Below are 13,531 nucleotides of genomic sequence, written 5' to 3' on the forward strand. Positions count from 1 at the left end.
ACAGGATTCCATGAGCAGGCTGTTCCGTGACGTCGATGGCGGGTCTCTGTGCCCGCACGGTAGCGTGGTCTGCATCGGCGCCTTCGATGGCCTGCACTCGGGCCACCGCGCGCTGGTGCGGCATGCCGTGGCGCGTGCGCGTGCACTGGGCGTCGAGTGCGTCGTCGTCACGTTCGAGCCCCTGCCGCGCGAGTTCTTCTCCAAGGACCATCCGCCGCCGCGCCTGACCCTGGCGCGCGCCAAGGTCGAAGGCCTGCTGGACCTGGACGCCGATCGCGTGGGCCTGCTGCGCTTCGATGCCAAGCTTTCGGCGATGTCCGCCGAGGACTTCGTCCGCACCCTGCTGGTCGGCCGCCTGGCCGCACGCGAAGTCTGGATCGGTCCGGAGTTCCGCTTCGGCCATCGTCGCGGCGGCGATGTCGCGCTGCTGCAGGCGATGGGAAGTGAACTGGGCTTCAGCGCCGACGCGATCGCGCCGGTCGAAGTGCAGGGCGAACGCGTGTCCAGCACGCGCATTCGCGAAGCCCTGAAAAGCGGCGACTTCACCACCACCACCCGCTTGCTCGGCCGACCCTATGCCATCGGCGGCCGGGTCGTGCGCGGCAAACAGCTCGGCCGCACGCTCGGCTTCCCCACCGCCAACCTGCGCTTCCCGAAAGCGCCGGCCCTGTCCGGCATCTACGCCACCTGGGTGCACGGCGTGGGCGATGCACCGTGGCCGTCGGTCTCCAGCTTCGGCACGCGCCCCACGGTGGACGGCGTCGAGCCGCTGCTGGAAGCCCATCTGTTCGACTTCGCCGGCGACCTCTACGGGCGCCACATCGAAGTCGAATTCGTCGCCAAGCTGCGCGACGAACTGAAATTCCCGGATCTGCCCAGCCTCACCGAGCAGATGCACCGCGACGCCGACCAGGCGCGCGCACTCCTTTCCGAACACAAAGAACGAGCGACGGCGTGAGCCAGGACTACAAAGCGACCCTCCATCTGCCCGCCACGGATTTCCCGATGCGCGGCGACCTGCCCAAGCGCGAGCCCGACACGCTGGCCCGCTGGGAAAACCAGGGCCTGTACGCGCAGCTGCGCGAGAACGCCAAGGGCCGCCCGCTGTTCGTGCTGCACGACGGCCCGCCGTACGCCAACGGTGCGATCCACCTGGGTCACGCGGTCAACAAGATCCTGAAGGACATCATCGTCAAGTCGCGCTACCTCGCCGGCTTCGATGCGCCGTACATCCCGGGCTGGGATTGCCACGGCCTGCCGATCGAGATCGCCATCGAGAAGAAGTTCGGCAAGGTCGGCGTCAAGCTGGACGCGGTCGAGTTCCGGCAGAAGTGCCGCGAATACGCCGAGTCGCAGATCGACATCCAGCGCAAGGATTTCAAGCGCCTGGGCGTGATCGGCGACTGGGACAATCCGTACAAGACGCTGGATTTCCGCTTCGAAGCAAACGAGATCCGCGCGCTGGCGAAGATCGTCGCCAATGGCCACCTGACCCGCGGCGTGAAGCCGGTGCACTGGTGCTTCGATTGCGGCTCGGCGCTGGCCGAGGCGGAGATCGAGTACGCCGACAAGGTGTCGCCCGCCGTCGATGTCGCCTACGCCGCGCGTGATGCGCAGGCGGTCGCGACGGCGTTCGGTGCCACGGTGCCGGCGGATGTCGAGGTCGCTTTGCCGATCTGGACCACCACGCCGTGGACGCTGCCCGCGTCGCTGGCGATCTCCATCGGCGGCGAGCTGGAATACGCCCTGGTCGAAGGCCCCGCGCACGACGGCAAGCGCCGCTGGCTGGTGCTGGCCGATGCGCTCGCGGCGCGCGCGCTGCAGCGCTACGGCGTCACCGACGTGGTCGTGCGCGCGCGGGTGAAGGGCAGTGCGCTGGAGGGCCTGCTGTTTGCGCATCCGTTCTACGACACGCGCGACATCCCCGTGCTGCTGGGCGACCACGTGTCGGCTGAAGACGGTACCGGCGCCGTGCACACCGCACCCGGCCACGGCCAGGAAGACTATGTCGTCAGCAAGCAGTACGGCTTGCTGGACAAGTACACCGCCGCGCAGCTCAACCCGGTCGATGGCCGCGGCGTCTACCTGCCGTCCACGCCGGCCGCGCATGGCGTGGAGCTGGCTGGCCTGCACATCTGGAAGGCCAACGACGTCATCATCGATGTGTTGAAGCAGAGCGGCGTGCTGCTCGCCTTCAGCAAGATGGAACACAGCTACCCGCATTGCTGGCGGCACAAGACGCCCATCGCGTTCCGGGCCACCCCGCAGTGGTTCATCTCGATGGAGCAGGCCCACCTGCGCGCCGACGCGCTGGAAGCGATCAAGCAGGTGGGCTGGTTCCCGCAATGGGGCGAAGCCCGCATCGCCGGCATGGTCGATGGCCGTCCGGACTGGACCATCTCGCGCCAGCGCACCTGGGGCGTGCCGATCGCGCTGTTCGTGCATCGCGAAACCGGCGAGCCGCATCCGCGCAGCGTCGAACTGATGCGCGCGGTCGCCGACCGCGTGGAGCAGGGCGGCGTCGATGTCTGGTACACGCTGGACGCCGCCGAACTGCTGGGCGACGAAGCGAAGGACTACGACAAGATCACCGACATCCTCGATGTCTGGTTCGACTCCGGCGTGACCCACGAAGGCGTGCTGCTGGAGCGTGGCCTCGGCAAGCCGGCCGACCTCTACCTGGAAGGCTCGGACCAGCACCGCGGCTGGTTCCAGTCCTCGCTGCTGACCGGCGTGGCGATCGACAAGCAGGCGCCGTACAAGCAGTGCCTCACCCACGGCTTCACCGTGGACGAGCACGGCCGCAAGATGTCCAAGTCGCTGGGCAACGGCATCGAGCCGCAGGACATCATGAAGACCCTCGGCGCGGACATCCTGCGCCTGTGGATCGCCAGCGCCGACTACAGCAACGAGATGTCGCTGTCGCAGGAAATCCTGAAGCGCAACGCCGACGCCTACCGTCGTCTGCGCAATACCGCGCGCTTCCTGCTCAGCAACCTCAACGGCTTCGATCCCGCCCGCGATCTGCTGGCGCCGGCCGACATGGTCGCGCTGGACCGCTGGATCGTGCACCGCGCGTTCGAAGTGCAGGAGAAGATCAAGGCCGCCTACGACCGTTACGACTTCGCCGAAATCGTGCAGGCGCTGCTGAACTTCTGCAGCGTCGACCTCGGTTCGCTGTACCTGGACGTCACCAAGGACCGCCTGTACACGATGCGCGAGGATTCGCGCGGGCGCCGCAGCGCCCAGAGCGCGATGTACCGCATCGCCGAGGCCTTCGTGCGCTGGATCGCGCCGGTGCTCAGCTTCACCGCCGACGAGATGTGGGGCTACTTGCCCGGTGCGCGCGCCGGCAACGTGCTGTTCGCCACCTGGTACGACGGCCTGGCGCCGCTGCCGGCCGACGCCGCGTTGAACGCCGCCGACTTCGACCAGCTGCTGGCCCTGCGCGAACAGGTCGCCAAGGTGCTGGAGCCGATGCGCGCCAACGGCCTGATCGGTGCCGCGCTGGAAGCGGAGATCGCGGTGTCCGTGAACGCCGCCACCGCCACCAAGTGGCAGCCGCTGGCGGAAGAACTGCGCTTCTTCTTCATCAGCGGCGACGTCACCGTCTCCGAAGTCAGCGCCGACGAGGTCTTCGTGCTCGCCACGCCGACCACCAAGAGCAAGTGCGTGCGCTGCTGGCATTACCGCGCCGATGTCGGCGCGCATGCCGAGCATCCGGAACTGTGCGGTCGCTGCGTCAGCAACATCGACGGCGCCGGCGAAACCCGGGAGTGGTTCTGATGACGGCCGCCCCCAAGCCCAACGCGCTGCTCTGGCTGCTGCTCTCGGCGGTGGTGATCGGCCTGGACCAGTGGTCCAAGGCCTGGGTGCTGGCGTCGCTGCCGGAATACACCGCCATCCCGGTGATCGACGGCTTCTGGAACTGGTTCCGCACCTACAACACCGGCGCGGCATTCAGCTTCCTGGCCGACGCGGGCGGCTGGCAGCGCTGGTTCTTCACCGTGCTCGCGGTGGGCATCAGCGGCCTGTTGGGCTACTGGCTGTCGCGCACGCGCCGGGGCGACTGGCGCCAGGCGCTGCCGTACGCGCTGGTGATCGGCGGCGCGCTGGGCAACGTGATCGACCGCCAGATCCACGGCCACGTGATCGATTTCATCCAGTGGCACTGGCGCGACCACTTCTGGCCGGCATTCAACATCGCCGACTGCGCGGTCGTCGGCGGAGCCATCGGCATTGCGCTGTTCGGCCTGTTCGACGGCAAGTCCAAGGCGAAAGGGGGATAATCCACGCATGGACGTCCTGCTCGCCAATCCCCGCGGTTTCTGCGCTGGTGTCGACCGCGCCATCGAGATCGTCAAGCGCGCCATCGAAACGCTGGGCGCACCGATCTACGTGCGCCATGAAGTGGTGCACAACCGCTTCGTCGTCGACGACCTGAAGCAACGCGGCGCGATCTTCGTGGAAGAACTCGACGAAGTGCCGGATGGCGCCACCGTCATCTTCAGCGCGCATGGCGTTTCGCAGGCGGTGCGCGGCGAAGCCACGCGGCGCGGATTGAAAGTGTTCGACGCCACCTGCCCACTGGTCACCAAGGTGCACCTGGAAGTGGCACGCCACTGCCGCGCCGGGCGCGACGTGGTGCTGATCGGCCACGCCGGCCATCCCGAGGTGGAAGGCACGATGGGCCAGTGGAACCGCGAGGGCGGGGAAGGGCAGATCTACCTGGTGGAGGACATCGACCAGGTGGCCACGCTGGAAGTCAGCCAGCCCGAGAACCTGTTCTACACCACCCAGACCACGCTGTCGGTCGACGACACGGTGGGCATCATCCAGGCGCTGCAGGCGCGTTTCCCGGCCATCCACGGACCGAAGAACGATGACATCTGCTACGCCACCCAGAACCGCCAGGATGCCGTGCGCGACCTGGCCAAGCAGTGCGACCTGGTGCTCGTGGTCGGTTCGCCGAACAGCTCCAACTCCAACCGCCTGCGCGAGCTGGCCGAGCGCGACGGCGTGGAGTCGTACCTGATCGACGGCGCGCACGAGATCGACCCGCGCTGGATCGACGGCAAGCAACGCATCGGCGTGACCGCCGGCGCTTCCGCGCCGGACGTGCTGATCGACGGCGTCATCCAGCGCCTGCGCGACCTCGGCGCCGTCGGCGTCAGCGAACTGGACGGCGAACCCGAGAACATGGTGTTCGCCCTGCCCAAGGAACTGCGCCTGCAGCTGGTCGGCTGAGGCGCGGCCTCACGCGCACGCGGAACGGGATAGGCGAATGTCCGAATGCTGCGGATGCGGGAAGGTCGTCGATGTCGCCGCGCTGGAGGCGAAGCAGCGCCGCGTGCTGCGCTTCGTGCTGGCGATCAACCTGGCCACCTTCGCGATGATGATGTTCGCCGCCTGGCGTGCGCATTCGTCGTCGCTGCTGTCGGGCAGCCTCGACAACCTCGGTGATGCGCTGACCTATGCGATCAGCCTGGCGGTGGTGGGCGCGTCGTTGCGTGCGAAGGCGAAGGTCGCGTTCTTCAAGGGGCTGCTGATCCTCGGCGCCGCGGTCGCGGTGGGCGTGCAGATCGCGTGGCGGCTGGCCAACCCCGCGGTGCCGCTGTTCGAAGGCATGGGCATCGCCGCCGCGTTGAACCTGGCGGCGAACGCCGCCTGCCTGTGGCTGTTCACGCCGTACCGCACCGGCGACGTCAACATGGCCTCGGCGTGGGAATGCTCGCGCAACGACATCGTCGAAGGCGGTGCGGTGCTGCTGGCCGCTGCGCTGGTCTGGGCGTTCGGGGCCGGGTGGCCCGATCTGCTGATCGCGGCCGCGCTGTTGGTGATGTTCCTGCGGTCTTCCTCGCGCGTGTTGCGCGCCGCCTGGCGCGAGCTCAAGGTCGCACCGGCGGCGAACGCCACAGCCACGCGCTGATCCTGGCCCACCCGCGCTTGTTCGATGGTCGGCGCGCCGCCTAAGATCGACCCTGCATCCAGGGGAGGCGCGCCGTATCGGGGCGCCGTGGATGCACGGGGCAGTCGGGCGGTTGGCGGGCTGCCGCATGCGGGGATGACAAGGGGATCTGATGAAGCGTTCGATGATGGCGGCAGGGGCCGTATTGCTCTGCCTGTGCGGCACGTTGGCGGCCCAGACGGCCGCGCCGCCGGGGGCGGCGAAGTTGGTGACGTATCTGTTCGAGGTGTTCCGCGGGGACGAGGCGATCCTGCAGTCGATGCGGGAGCAGATGCCCACCGATCCCACGGAGCGAGCGATGATGGAAGGCTCGATGGCCGCGTTCGATGTCAACGCGCTGGCCGCACGCCTCGACGTACCGTTGTCGCGCCTGCTGACGCCGCAGGAATCCGAGCACTGCCTGGCGCTGATCGCCTCCGAGAGCGCGACCGACCTGGCCGAGGCCGGACGCCGGGCCGCCACGCTCGACGACCTGCTGCCGGAGCTGGAACGATTGCCCGCCCCGAAGAAGGACGCGATCGCCGCCATGTTCGAAGCACCCTGTTTCAAGAAGACCCTGGCCTACATCAACTCGGACGAGGCCCAGCAGGTGTCGTCGGACTACGGCAAGAGCCTGGTCTGCGACTACCTGGCGAAGACCGACCCGGAGAAGTCGGCGCTGGCGAAGCAGCATGGGGTGTGTCCGTAGTCGCGTCGACAGCGGCTTGTTGCGCATAGGTTGGGGTGAGTTTACGAACCCCAACGCACGGAGAAAGAGGAGCCACGGACCTTCGGCGCTTCCGTCAGGAGGAAGCCAGGCTCCCTGTCGAGCCATCGAGAGTCCCTGACGCACCACGTTGGCGCGCCATCATCCGATGAAGCCCGGCTGCCGGGGCGCAGATCCTTGGCGGGGGTCGACCTGAACACCGTCCGGGAACTACTGGGCCATGCGGATATCACCATGACGCTGCGTTACGCACATTTGGGGCCGGAACACCTGGCAGCGGCAGTGGAGAAGCTAGCAGCCTGACATGAGAGGCAATTCCATCAACCCAGGAGCTCTTCTATGAAGCGTTTTGCCGTGTTTTGCCTGATACCTGTCCTTGCTGCCGCTTGCGCCACCAGTCCTGTTTCCCTGTCCGAAGCCAAGCCGGTCCCAGCTGACCGGGTGTTTGCCCACAGCCGGCCCATCGATGAGCCCAGCGGGCAGCTGGTTGTCGTCCGGGATCAGGGTGCGCTCGGTGCTGCTTGCCCCATTGCCCTATACGTGGACGGGCAGATCGCTGCCCACTTCCGGACGTCTGAAACCCTGACCTTCCACCTCCCGGTCGGGCAACACGTCATCGGTGCGGGGCCGTCAGGCGGTGGTGTTTGCTCGTGGACCAACGAAGCAGCCCATCGCCGTGAGATAGCCCACACGGTGGAAGCCGGCAGGCAATCCAAGATGCGCTTGTCCATCACGCAACAGGGCCTGTACCAAATCACACCCACCGCATTCTGAGGGCGCAATCATGAAGAGCATTGGTGCCATCCTCATTGGACTTGGCTTGGCGTGGCTCGCTTTCGCATTGAACTACCACGATGCAATGCAAGAGATTCGTGGACCCTTCCGGTCTGGTCCGGACCCCATCACCGAGTACGAGAACAAGCAAACGAACACGTACCTATCCATCGGCACCGTAGCCGTTGGGGTGATCTTGTTTGGCTTTGGGACCCTGCAACGCCCTAGCGGCAATGATCCCGGCTATCGGACATGCCCCAAGTGCGCTGAAGCCGTCAGGGTGGCTGCCGTCGTCTGCAAGCACTGTGGGGCTAACCTGCCAGCCGTCTCCCCTGACCAATCGAAGTCATCGTATCGCGCGCTAGCAAAAGCAGCCGAGGAAGCCGAGCGCAAGATCCGAAACCGTACCTAGCGATCCTTCGCCAGCTTGCGGGGCCGGCCCCTTTGCGCAATCGCGCGACTTCGTGTCTCGTGCAGCCTTAGCGACTTCAGGTACTTTTCGGCCCTTTCGTCCATCGCTCGTTGGCTGTAATCGCCATTGAGCGCCGCAAGTGCACCAAAGAGGTCATTGCGACGTTTCGCGGACATGTCTGCAAACCAGACATCAGCGATATCGTCCCAGCCCACCAAGCCTCCATACATGGCCTTCTATCCCTTCGCGGTGAGCTGTAGTTGGACGGCCTTTAGGCCCTGCTGAAACGAATCTGGCTCGACGTAGCCAAGGCGTGTCAGCCGCGCAACCAGCACTGACATCGATCCGTTGGTTAGCCCCAGTTGCTCTGCAAGACGAGCCCGCGTGCAAGCAGCGCGTCCCTGTGCACGTGCAATGCCCATCAACGCCTGCAATCCCGTGAGTGTACTGGGTGCACAACGACCACCTCGGTCGACCTGAGATTGTGACCAATACGGCCAAGGCGGTGGTGTGGCGTGCCAGCAACTATGCGTTTGACCGTGCGGTAACGCTGGACAGCATCGGTGGCCTGAACATCGGCTTCCCGGGGCAGTACTACGATCAGGAAACCGGGCTTTGGTACAACGTCAATCGGTACTACGATGCGCGCTTGGGGCGGTATACGCAGTCGGACCCGATTGGATTGGGTGGTGGGTTGAACACTTATGGGTATGTAGGAGGGAATCCGATATCGAGCATTGATCCGCTTGGGCTAAAAGCTACCTGTAGGTGTACCGAGTCTGGTGCCGAGATAAACATCAACTTCAGATTTCAAGGCGAGGGTGCGTCCGACTCGACGCAAGTCGCGGCGCTTCGCTCCGCTATTGAGAATGCATGGTCGACAAGTGGCTTCACTGTCACTACAAGCATTGGTGGGTGGGGAGCTACAAGAGTGAATTTGATACTTGGAGCAGGTCGATCTAATGTTTCCAACTGGTATATGGGCGCTGATCCATGGGTGGCTGCTCATGAGGCTGGCCACATTATGGGTCTTCCCAATCGTTACACCGAAGCCGTCCGCGGGCAGACGATTTCTCAGCCTGGTTGGGAGGGGACCGTGATGGCGGAGTCTAACGGGGTTGTAACTGCGGCGGATCGCCAGGCTGTGCTGGACGCGCTCGGCTGCGATTGCGAATGTGGAGGAAAGAAATGAGCTCAATGAAATCTATCGCGGTTGCCATGTTAGCTCTCAGCCTTTTTTCTGCCTGTGCAAGTGGGCCTGAAGCTACATCACTTGAAGGTCATATTGCTGAGCTCGTTGATGAGATTCCTAGATCTGAGAGTGCAGGAAGAAGAGCTTTCGTTAGGCTGGAAGCTCTGGGGGAGCCTGCGGTTCCTTATCTGGTAGCGCACCTGGATGACATTCGGCCGTTGGTCGCACCCAAGATTAGCCTCAAGAACAATGCGTCAACTGCTTTCGAGGAAGAGCGTCACTACAGCCCGAATACAGTTCATGATGCTCTGTCGGCGATCCTTAACCAGATCACTGGTCAGAACTTCATCTTTGTTTACAACGGCGCCACTCCACAGGAGCGCGAGGAGAATCGACGTAGATGGATAACGTGGTGTCGTTCGACCTATCCAGATGATGCCGAGACATGTGGTAGCGCCATAGGTTGGGGTGAGCTTGCGAACCCCAACAGGCCGAGACGATGATGGACGCGACTTCGATGACACGTCCGTCAGGCCAAACCATCAAGCCGAGCCGACAGGGTGCAAGCCACCCACCCCCGGCTTCCCAGCGGCTTACACCCAATCCCGAACACCCCCGCATTGACCCGCCCCCACCCCAACCCCTAAAATTCGCGGCTCCGCCGGAATAGCTCAGTTGGTAGAGCGGCGCATTCGTAATGCGTAGGTCGTAGGTTCGATTCCTATTTCCGGCACCAGTCGTGACAAGGCCCCGCTTCGGCGGGGCTTTGTTTTTTCCGGGTCTCGCCTGCGGAGACGGCGGGCCGATACAGTAGCCGCTCGCCGTCCCGACAGGTTTCCCGTGGCCAAGACCTCCGCCAAGTCCCGTACCGCCTACGTCTGCGCCGAATGCGGGGCCGACCACAGCAAATGGCAGGGCCAGTGCGCCGACTGCGGGGCGTGGAATTCGCTCAGCGAGATCGTGCTGGAGACCGCCGCTGGCGCACCACCCGCGGCCCGCCGCTCGGGCTGGGCCGGGAAGGCCGAAGCCCCGAAGATCACCGCCCTGAAAGACGTGCGCCACAGCGAAGAAGCGCGCGTGACCACCGGCATCGGCGAGTTCGACCGCGTGCTGGGCGGCGGCCTGGTGGAGGGCGCCGTGGTGCTGGTGGGCGGCGACCCCGGCATCGGCAAGTCCACCCTGTTGCTGCAGGCGCTGGCCCGGATGTCGGCCAGCCTGCCGGCGCTGTACGTCACCGGCGAGGAATCGCTGGCCCAGGTCGCTGGCCGCGCCGTCCGCCTGGACCTGCCGCTGGACAACCTGCAGGCGCTGGCCGAGACCGGCATCGAGACCATCCTGCAGCACGCCTCGGTGGCGCGGCCGAAACTGATCGTCGCCGACTCCGTGCAGACCCTGTGGACCGAATCGCTGACCGCCGCGCCGGGTTCCGTCAGCCAGGTGCGCGAGAGCGCCGCGCGGCTGGTGCGCTACGCCAAGGAGACCGGCACCGCCGTCTTCCTGGTGGGCCACGTGACCAAGGAAGGCGGCATCGCCGGCCCGCGCGTGCTGGAGCACATGGTCGATGCGGTGCTGTACTTCGAAGGCGAGAGCGGCAGCCGGTTCCGCGTGCTGCGCGCATTCAAGAACCGCTTCGGCGCAGTGAACGAACTGGGCGTGTTCGCGATGGGCGAGAAGGGCCTGAAGGAAGTGCCCAACCCGTCGGCGATCTTCCTCTCCGGCAGTGCGCAGCAGCCCGGCAGCTGCGTGATGGTCACCCGCGAAGGCACGCGCCCGCTGCTGGTGGAAGTACAGGCGCTGGTGGACAGCTCGCCGTTGTCCAACCCGCGTCGCGTGGCGGTGGGCCTGGAACAGAATCGCCTGGCGATGTTGCTGGCCGTGCTGCATCGGCACGGCGGCGTGGTGGTGGGCGACCAGGACGTGTTCGTGAATGTCGTCGGCGGCATCCGCGTGCAGGAAACCGCGGCCGACTTGCCGGTGCTGCTGGCGGTGCTGTCCTCGCTGCGCGACCGTCCGCTGGCCGAGAAGACCGTGGCCTTCGGCGAAGTGGGTCTCTCGGGCGAGATCCGCCCAGTGCCCAACGGCGAAGAGCGCCTGCGCGAAGCGGCCACGCACGGCTTCAAGCGCGCCATCGTGCCCAAGGGCAACGCGCCGAAGTCGGGCACGTTCAAAGGGTTGGAAGTGGTGGCGGTGGAGCGGCTGTCGCAGGCGCTGGAGGCGGCCGCCGATTGAATGGCGCCGACGACTTCAGTCGCGATCAGGACGCTCGCTTTATGGCCCGAGTAGCATGAGGCGGGCGGGGGGGGCGGTAGCGTCACGTCACGCAAGATCTCAGTGCTAAGCTGTCGGAAACCCGAGCGGAGCGACGTGCATGCCTGGCGATTTGCGGGAAGTACAGGACACCTGGGAACGATTGGCGCAGATCGATCCGCTTTGGGCGGTGCTCAGCGAGCCGGACAAGAGGGGACGCAAATGGTGTCCTGACGATTTCCTCGCCACGGGCAGGCTTGAGATCGAGCATCTGCTTGAGGATTTGAGGTCGCTGGGCTTTGACGGCCGCGAATCGGCGCTGGACTTCGGATGTGGCGCGGGACGCCTGTCAATCGCGCTGGCGGCTGGATTCTCGCAGGTGGTTTCGGTGGATATTTCGCCCACCATGGTGGAGACCGCCCGCACCTTTGCTGGGGGCGCGTCGAACATCCGCTTCATCGTCAACGATAGAGATGACTTGTCGGTGTTGGCACCTGGGCAATTTGACCTGGTCTATTCCAACATCGTGCTCCAGCACATGCCGCCGGAGGCGGCGGCCGGCTACATACGCGAGTTCTACAGAGTCGTGAGGCCGGGGGGATTCGTGGTGTTCCAGATTCCCTCGCACCTCACCGAGGAATGGTTGCCTGGCGGAGGGGGTTCGGTCCTGCCGGAAGAGGCGCGCGCCGCGCGGGTCGTCGTGCTGGATGCGCCTGCTACGCTCGTTGCCGGCCAGAAGACCGTAGTACGGCTGCAGGTTACCAACCAGAGCGGGGTCGACTGGATGCAAGATCTCGTGCACCAGATCAATGTGGGCAACCACTGGGTGGGCGCGGATGGCGTGGAGATCCTGCACGATGATGCTCGGAGCAGACTGCCGGGAAGCGTTCGCGCTGGCGAGACCTGCGAAGTTTCGATAGAGATATGCGCCCCGCGCGTGACGGGATGCGCGTGCGTGGAGTTCGATGTTGTGCAGGAGGCGGTGTGTTGGTTCGCAGATCACGGGTCCATACCGGCACGCCATCCCATTGCCATCACGGCCCCGATATCCGAAGAGGATGTGGTTGAGTCGGCGCCATCTGCGTATCCGACCTTCATGATGAATGGCATTCCGCGGGATGAAGTCAGGGATCTGGTCGCCGCATGCGGGGCTGAGGTCCTGGATGAGGCGGAACACATCACGGAATGGGTGTCCTACCGTTACACCACGCGCCTGAAGGATTGAAGCCTGCAGGAGAGTTACCGACTTGGACTGGACCGGCTCAGTGCTGCCTCCGTCCCTGGTCCTGGTTGGCCGGGAGCGCCAGAGGGCATTGCCGGTCAGCCGCGCACTAACCCCGCCTCAACACCATCTCGTAGACGAACTTGCTGCCGAAGAACGCCAGCAGCAACAGCACCATCGCGGCAAGGGTCCAGCGGACGGCTTTCACGCCTCGCCAGCCATAGCGCCAGCGGCCGACCAGCAGCGCCCCGAACGCCAGCCATGACAGCACGCTCAGCACCGTCTTGTGGCTGAGCTTCTGGGCCAGGAAGTTCTCCACGAACAGCACGCCGGTCAGCAGCGTGGCGGTCAGCAGGATGAAGCCGACCGTGATCGTGCGGAACAGCAGGTCTTCCAGTTCCGTCAGCGGCGGCAGGGCACGCAGCCAGAGGTGGAATTCGCGCCGACGCAGGGCGCGTTCCTGCGCCCACAGCATCACCGCCAGCAGCGCGGCGATGGCCAGCGCCGCGTACGCCAGCAGCGCCAGCCAGGCGTGCAGCTGGAGGCGCCAGTCCAATCCGCTGGAGGCCTGGTGGCCGTAGAAGTGGTAGGCCGCCAGCAGGACGGCCGCCAGCGGGAACGCCACGACGCCCAATGCGGCCATCCGGCCCTGGATGGCGACCAGCAGCGTCATTGCCGCCATGCCCAGCGCCACCAGCGAGAGCGCGGCGAAGAAATGCATGTCCGGGCCGCCGGGGGTGCGCCAGGCCACCAGCAGGTGGTAGGCGCCATGCAGCACCACCGCGCCCAGTGCAGGCCACACCCAGGGCCGCGAGGCCTCGCCGGTGTCGCGGGCCACGGAGCGGACCAGCAGGCCGGCGGCGAGCAGATAGAGCGCAACGGCGATGAGAATGACTGTCATCGGGGAAGTGTCGCACAGCGGGCGGCGCCGGCGCAGGGGCGAAGGCGGCCCGCGCTGCGCGGGGAGGAGGCGGGGAGCGGGACCGCTATAATCGCCCTCCGTTTTCCCC

Annotated in this window: 14 protein-coding genes and 1 tRNA gene; 12 read left to right on the top strand and 3 right to left on the bottom strand. The window is 65.6% G+C overall.

Translation table 11 applies throughout. The features are described from left to right. Positions 1 to 10: 10 nt before the first annotated feature. The 7 genes from ACSION_RS07350 (at position 11) to ACSION_RS07380 (ending at position 7,448) form a co-directional block, all read left to right on the top strand. Entirely contained in the window at positions 11 to 958 is a 948-nt protein-coding gene (locus ACSION_RS07350; protein ID WP_435305475.1) for a bifunctional riboflavin kinase/FAD synthetase, read from the top strand. Then, a complete protein-coding gene (gene ileS, locus ACSION_RS07355; RefSeq protein ID WP_435305476.1) occupies positions 955 to 3,786 on the top strand; it encodes an isoleucine--tRNA ligase in 2,832 nt (943 codons plus the stop codon). Before ACSION_RS07350 ends, ileS begins: the two co-directional genes overlap by 4 nt. Continuing rightward, entirely contained in the window at positions 3,786 to 4,289 is a 504-nt protein-coding gene (gene lspA / locus ACSION_RS07360; RefSeq protein ID WP_435305477.1) for a signal peptidase II, read from the top strand. The genes ileS and lspA overlap by 1 nt, the downstream gene beginning before the upstream one ends. A gap of 7 nt (positions 4,290 to 4,296) precedes the next feature. Then, positions 4,297 to 5,247, top strand: coding sequence for a 4-hydroxy-3-methylbut-2-enyl diphosphate reductase (gene ispH, locus ACSION_RS07365; RefSeq protein ID WP_435305478.1), 951 nt, complete (start codon positions 4,297 to 4,299; stop codon positions 5,245 to 5,247). 37 nt (positions 5,248 to 5,284) lie between these two features. Then, positions 5,285 to 5,929: a cation transporter gene (locus tag ACSION_RS07370; RefSeq protein ID WP_435305479.1), complete on the top strand. Its 645-nt coding sequence runs from the start codon at positions 5,285 to 5,287 to the stop codon at positions 5,927 to 5,929. A 151-nt stretch (positions 5,930 to 6,080) separates the two neighbouring features. Continuing rightward, the gene (locus tag ACSION_RS07375; protein ID WP_435305480.1) at positions 6,081 to 6,656 is read left to right on the top strand and encodes a hypothetical protein; all 576 of its coding nucleotides are present in this window, start codon (positions 6,081 to 6,083) and stop codon (positions 6,654 to 6,656) included. Between the two features lie 357 nt (positions 6,657 to 7,013). Continuing rightward, the gene (locus ACSION_RS07380) at positions 7,014 to 7,448 is read left to right on the top strand and encodes a hypothetical protein (protein ID WP_435305481.1); all 435 of its coding nucleotides are present in this window, start codon (positions 7,014 to 7,016) and stop codon (positions 7,446 to 7,448) included. A gap of 408 nt (positions 7,449 to 7,856) precedes the next feature. On the opposite strand, the gene ACSION_RS07385 is transcribed toward ACSION_RS07380, so the two are convergent. Together ACSION_RS07385 and ACSION_RS07390 are read right to left on the bottom strand one after the other, a co-directional pair. Then, complete coding sequence (locus ACSION_RS07385; protein ID WP_435305482.1) at positions 7,857 to 8,075, bottom strand: hypothetical protein; 219 nt, start codon at positions 8,073 to 8,075, stop codon at positions 7,857 to 7,859. A 21-nt stretch (positions 8,076 to 8,096) separates the two neighbouring features. Then, complete coding sequence (locus ACSION_RS07390; RefSeq protein WP_435305483.1) at positions 8,097 to 8,282, bottom strand: MarR family transcriptional regulator; 186 nt, start codon at positions 8,280 to 8,282, stop codon at positions 8,097 to 8,099. Between the two features lie 62 nt (positions 8,283 to 8,344). Between ACSION_RS07390 and ACSION_RS07395 the strand changes: the two genes are divergently transcribed. The 5 genes from ACSION_RS07395 to ACSION_RS07415 all read left to right on the top strand — a co-directional run bounded on the left by ACSION_RS07395 (position 8,345) and on the right by ACSION_RS07415 (position 12,524). Then, positions 8,345 to 9,052 (top strand): RHS repeat-associated core domain-containing protein, encoded by a 708-nt coding sequence (locus ACSION_RS07395; RefSeq protein WP_435305484.1) that lies wholly within the window; start codon positions 8,345 to 8,347, stop codon positions 9,050 to 9,052. 5 nt (positions 9,053 to 9,057) lie between these two features. Continuing rightward, positions 9,058 to 9,555: a hypothetical protein gene (locus tag ACSION_RS07400; RefSeq protein WP_435305485.1), complete on the top strand. Its 498-nt coding sequence runs from the start codon at positions 9,058 to 9,060 to the stop codon at positions 9,553 to 9,555. Between the two features lie 157 nt (positions 9,556 to 9,712). Next, positions 9,713 to 9,788, top strand: a tRNA-Thr gene (locus tag ACSION_RS07405). A 104-nt stretch (positions 9,789 to 9,892) separates the two neighbouring features. Then, positions 9,893 to 11,281 (top strand): DNA repair protein RadA, encoded by a 1,389-nt coding sequence (gene radA, locus ACSION_RS07410; RefSeq protein ID WP_435305486.1) that lies wholly within the window; start codon positions 9,893 to 9,895, stop codon positions 11,279 to 11,281. Between the two features lie 139 nt (positions 11,282 to 11,420). Further along, positions 11,421 to 12,524 (top strand): class I SAM-dependent methyltransferase, encoded by a 1,104-nt coding sequence (locus ACSION_RS07415; protein WP_435305487.1) that lies wholly within the window; start codon positions 11,421 to 11,423, stop codon positions 12,522 to 12,524. Between the two features lie 106 nt (positions 12,525 to 12,630). Here the strand turns inward: ACSION_RS07415 and ACSION_RS07420 are convergent, their stop codons facing one another. After that, a complete protein-coding gene (locus ACSION_RS07420; protein ID WP_435305488.1) occupies positions 12,631 to 13,422 on the bottom strand; it encodes a cytochrome C assembly family protein in 792 nt (263 codons plus the stop codon). Between the last annotated feature and the right edge of the window lie 109 nt (positions 13,423 to 13,531).

Origin of the sequence: Pseudoxanthomonas sp. LjRoot125 (assembly GCF_964252705.1) — a bacterium.
GTDB lineage: Bacteria > Pseudomonadota > Gammaproteobacteria > Xanthomonadales > Xanthomonadaceae > Pseudoxanthomonas_A.

What these genes read in the sequence shown, in the direction of transcription:
- ACSION_RS07375 (WP_435305480.1), top strand. Translation starts at nt 6,081, where the DNA reads ATGAAGCGTTCGATGATGGCGGCAGGGGCCGTATTGCTCTGCCTGTGC.
- ACSION_RS07380 (WP_435305481.1), top strand. Translation starts at nt 7,014, where the DNA reads ATGAAGCGTTTTGCCGTGTTTTGCCTGATACCTGTCCTTGCTGCCGCT.
- ACSION_RS07370 (WP_435305479.1), top strand. Translation starts at nt 5,285, where the DNA reads ATGTCCGAATGCTGCGGATGCGGGAAGGTCGTCGATGTCGCCGCGCTG.
- ACSION_RS07400 (WP_435305485.1), top strand. Translation starts at nt 9,058, where the DNA reads ATGAAATCTATCGCGGTTGCCATGTTAGCTCTCAGCCTTTTTTCTGCC.
- ACSION_RS07420 (WP_435305488.1), bottom strand. Translation starts at nt 13,422, where the DNA reads ATGACAGTCATTCTCATCGCCGTTGCGCTCTATCTGCTCGCCGCCGGC.
- lspA (WP_435305477.1), top strand. Translation starts at nt 3,786, where the DNA reads ATGACGGCCGCCCCCAAGCCCAACGCGCTGCTCTGGCTGCTGCTCTCG.
- ACSION_RS07350 (WP_435305475.1), top strand. Translation starts at nt 11, where the DNA reads ATGAGCAGGCTGTTCCGTGACGTCGATGGCGGGTCTCTGTGCCCGCAC.
- ispH (WP_435305478.1), top strand. Translation starts at nt 4,297, where the DNA reads ATGGACGTCCTGCTCGCCAATCCCCGCGGTTTCTGCGCTGGTGTCGAC.
- ACSION_RS07415 (WP_435305487.1), top strand. Translation starts at nt 11,421, where the DNA reads ATGCCTGGCGATTTGCGGGAAGTACAGGACACCTGGGAACGATTGGCG.
- ACSION_RS07390 (WP_435305483.1), bottom strand. Translation starts at nt 8,282, where the DNA reads ATGGGCATTGCACGTGCACAGGGACGCGCTGCTTGCACGCGGGCTCGT.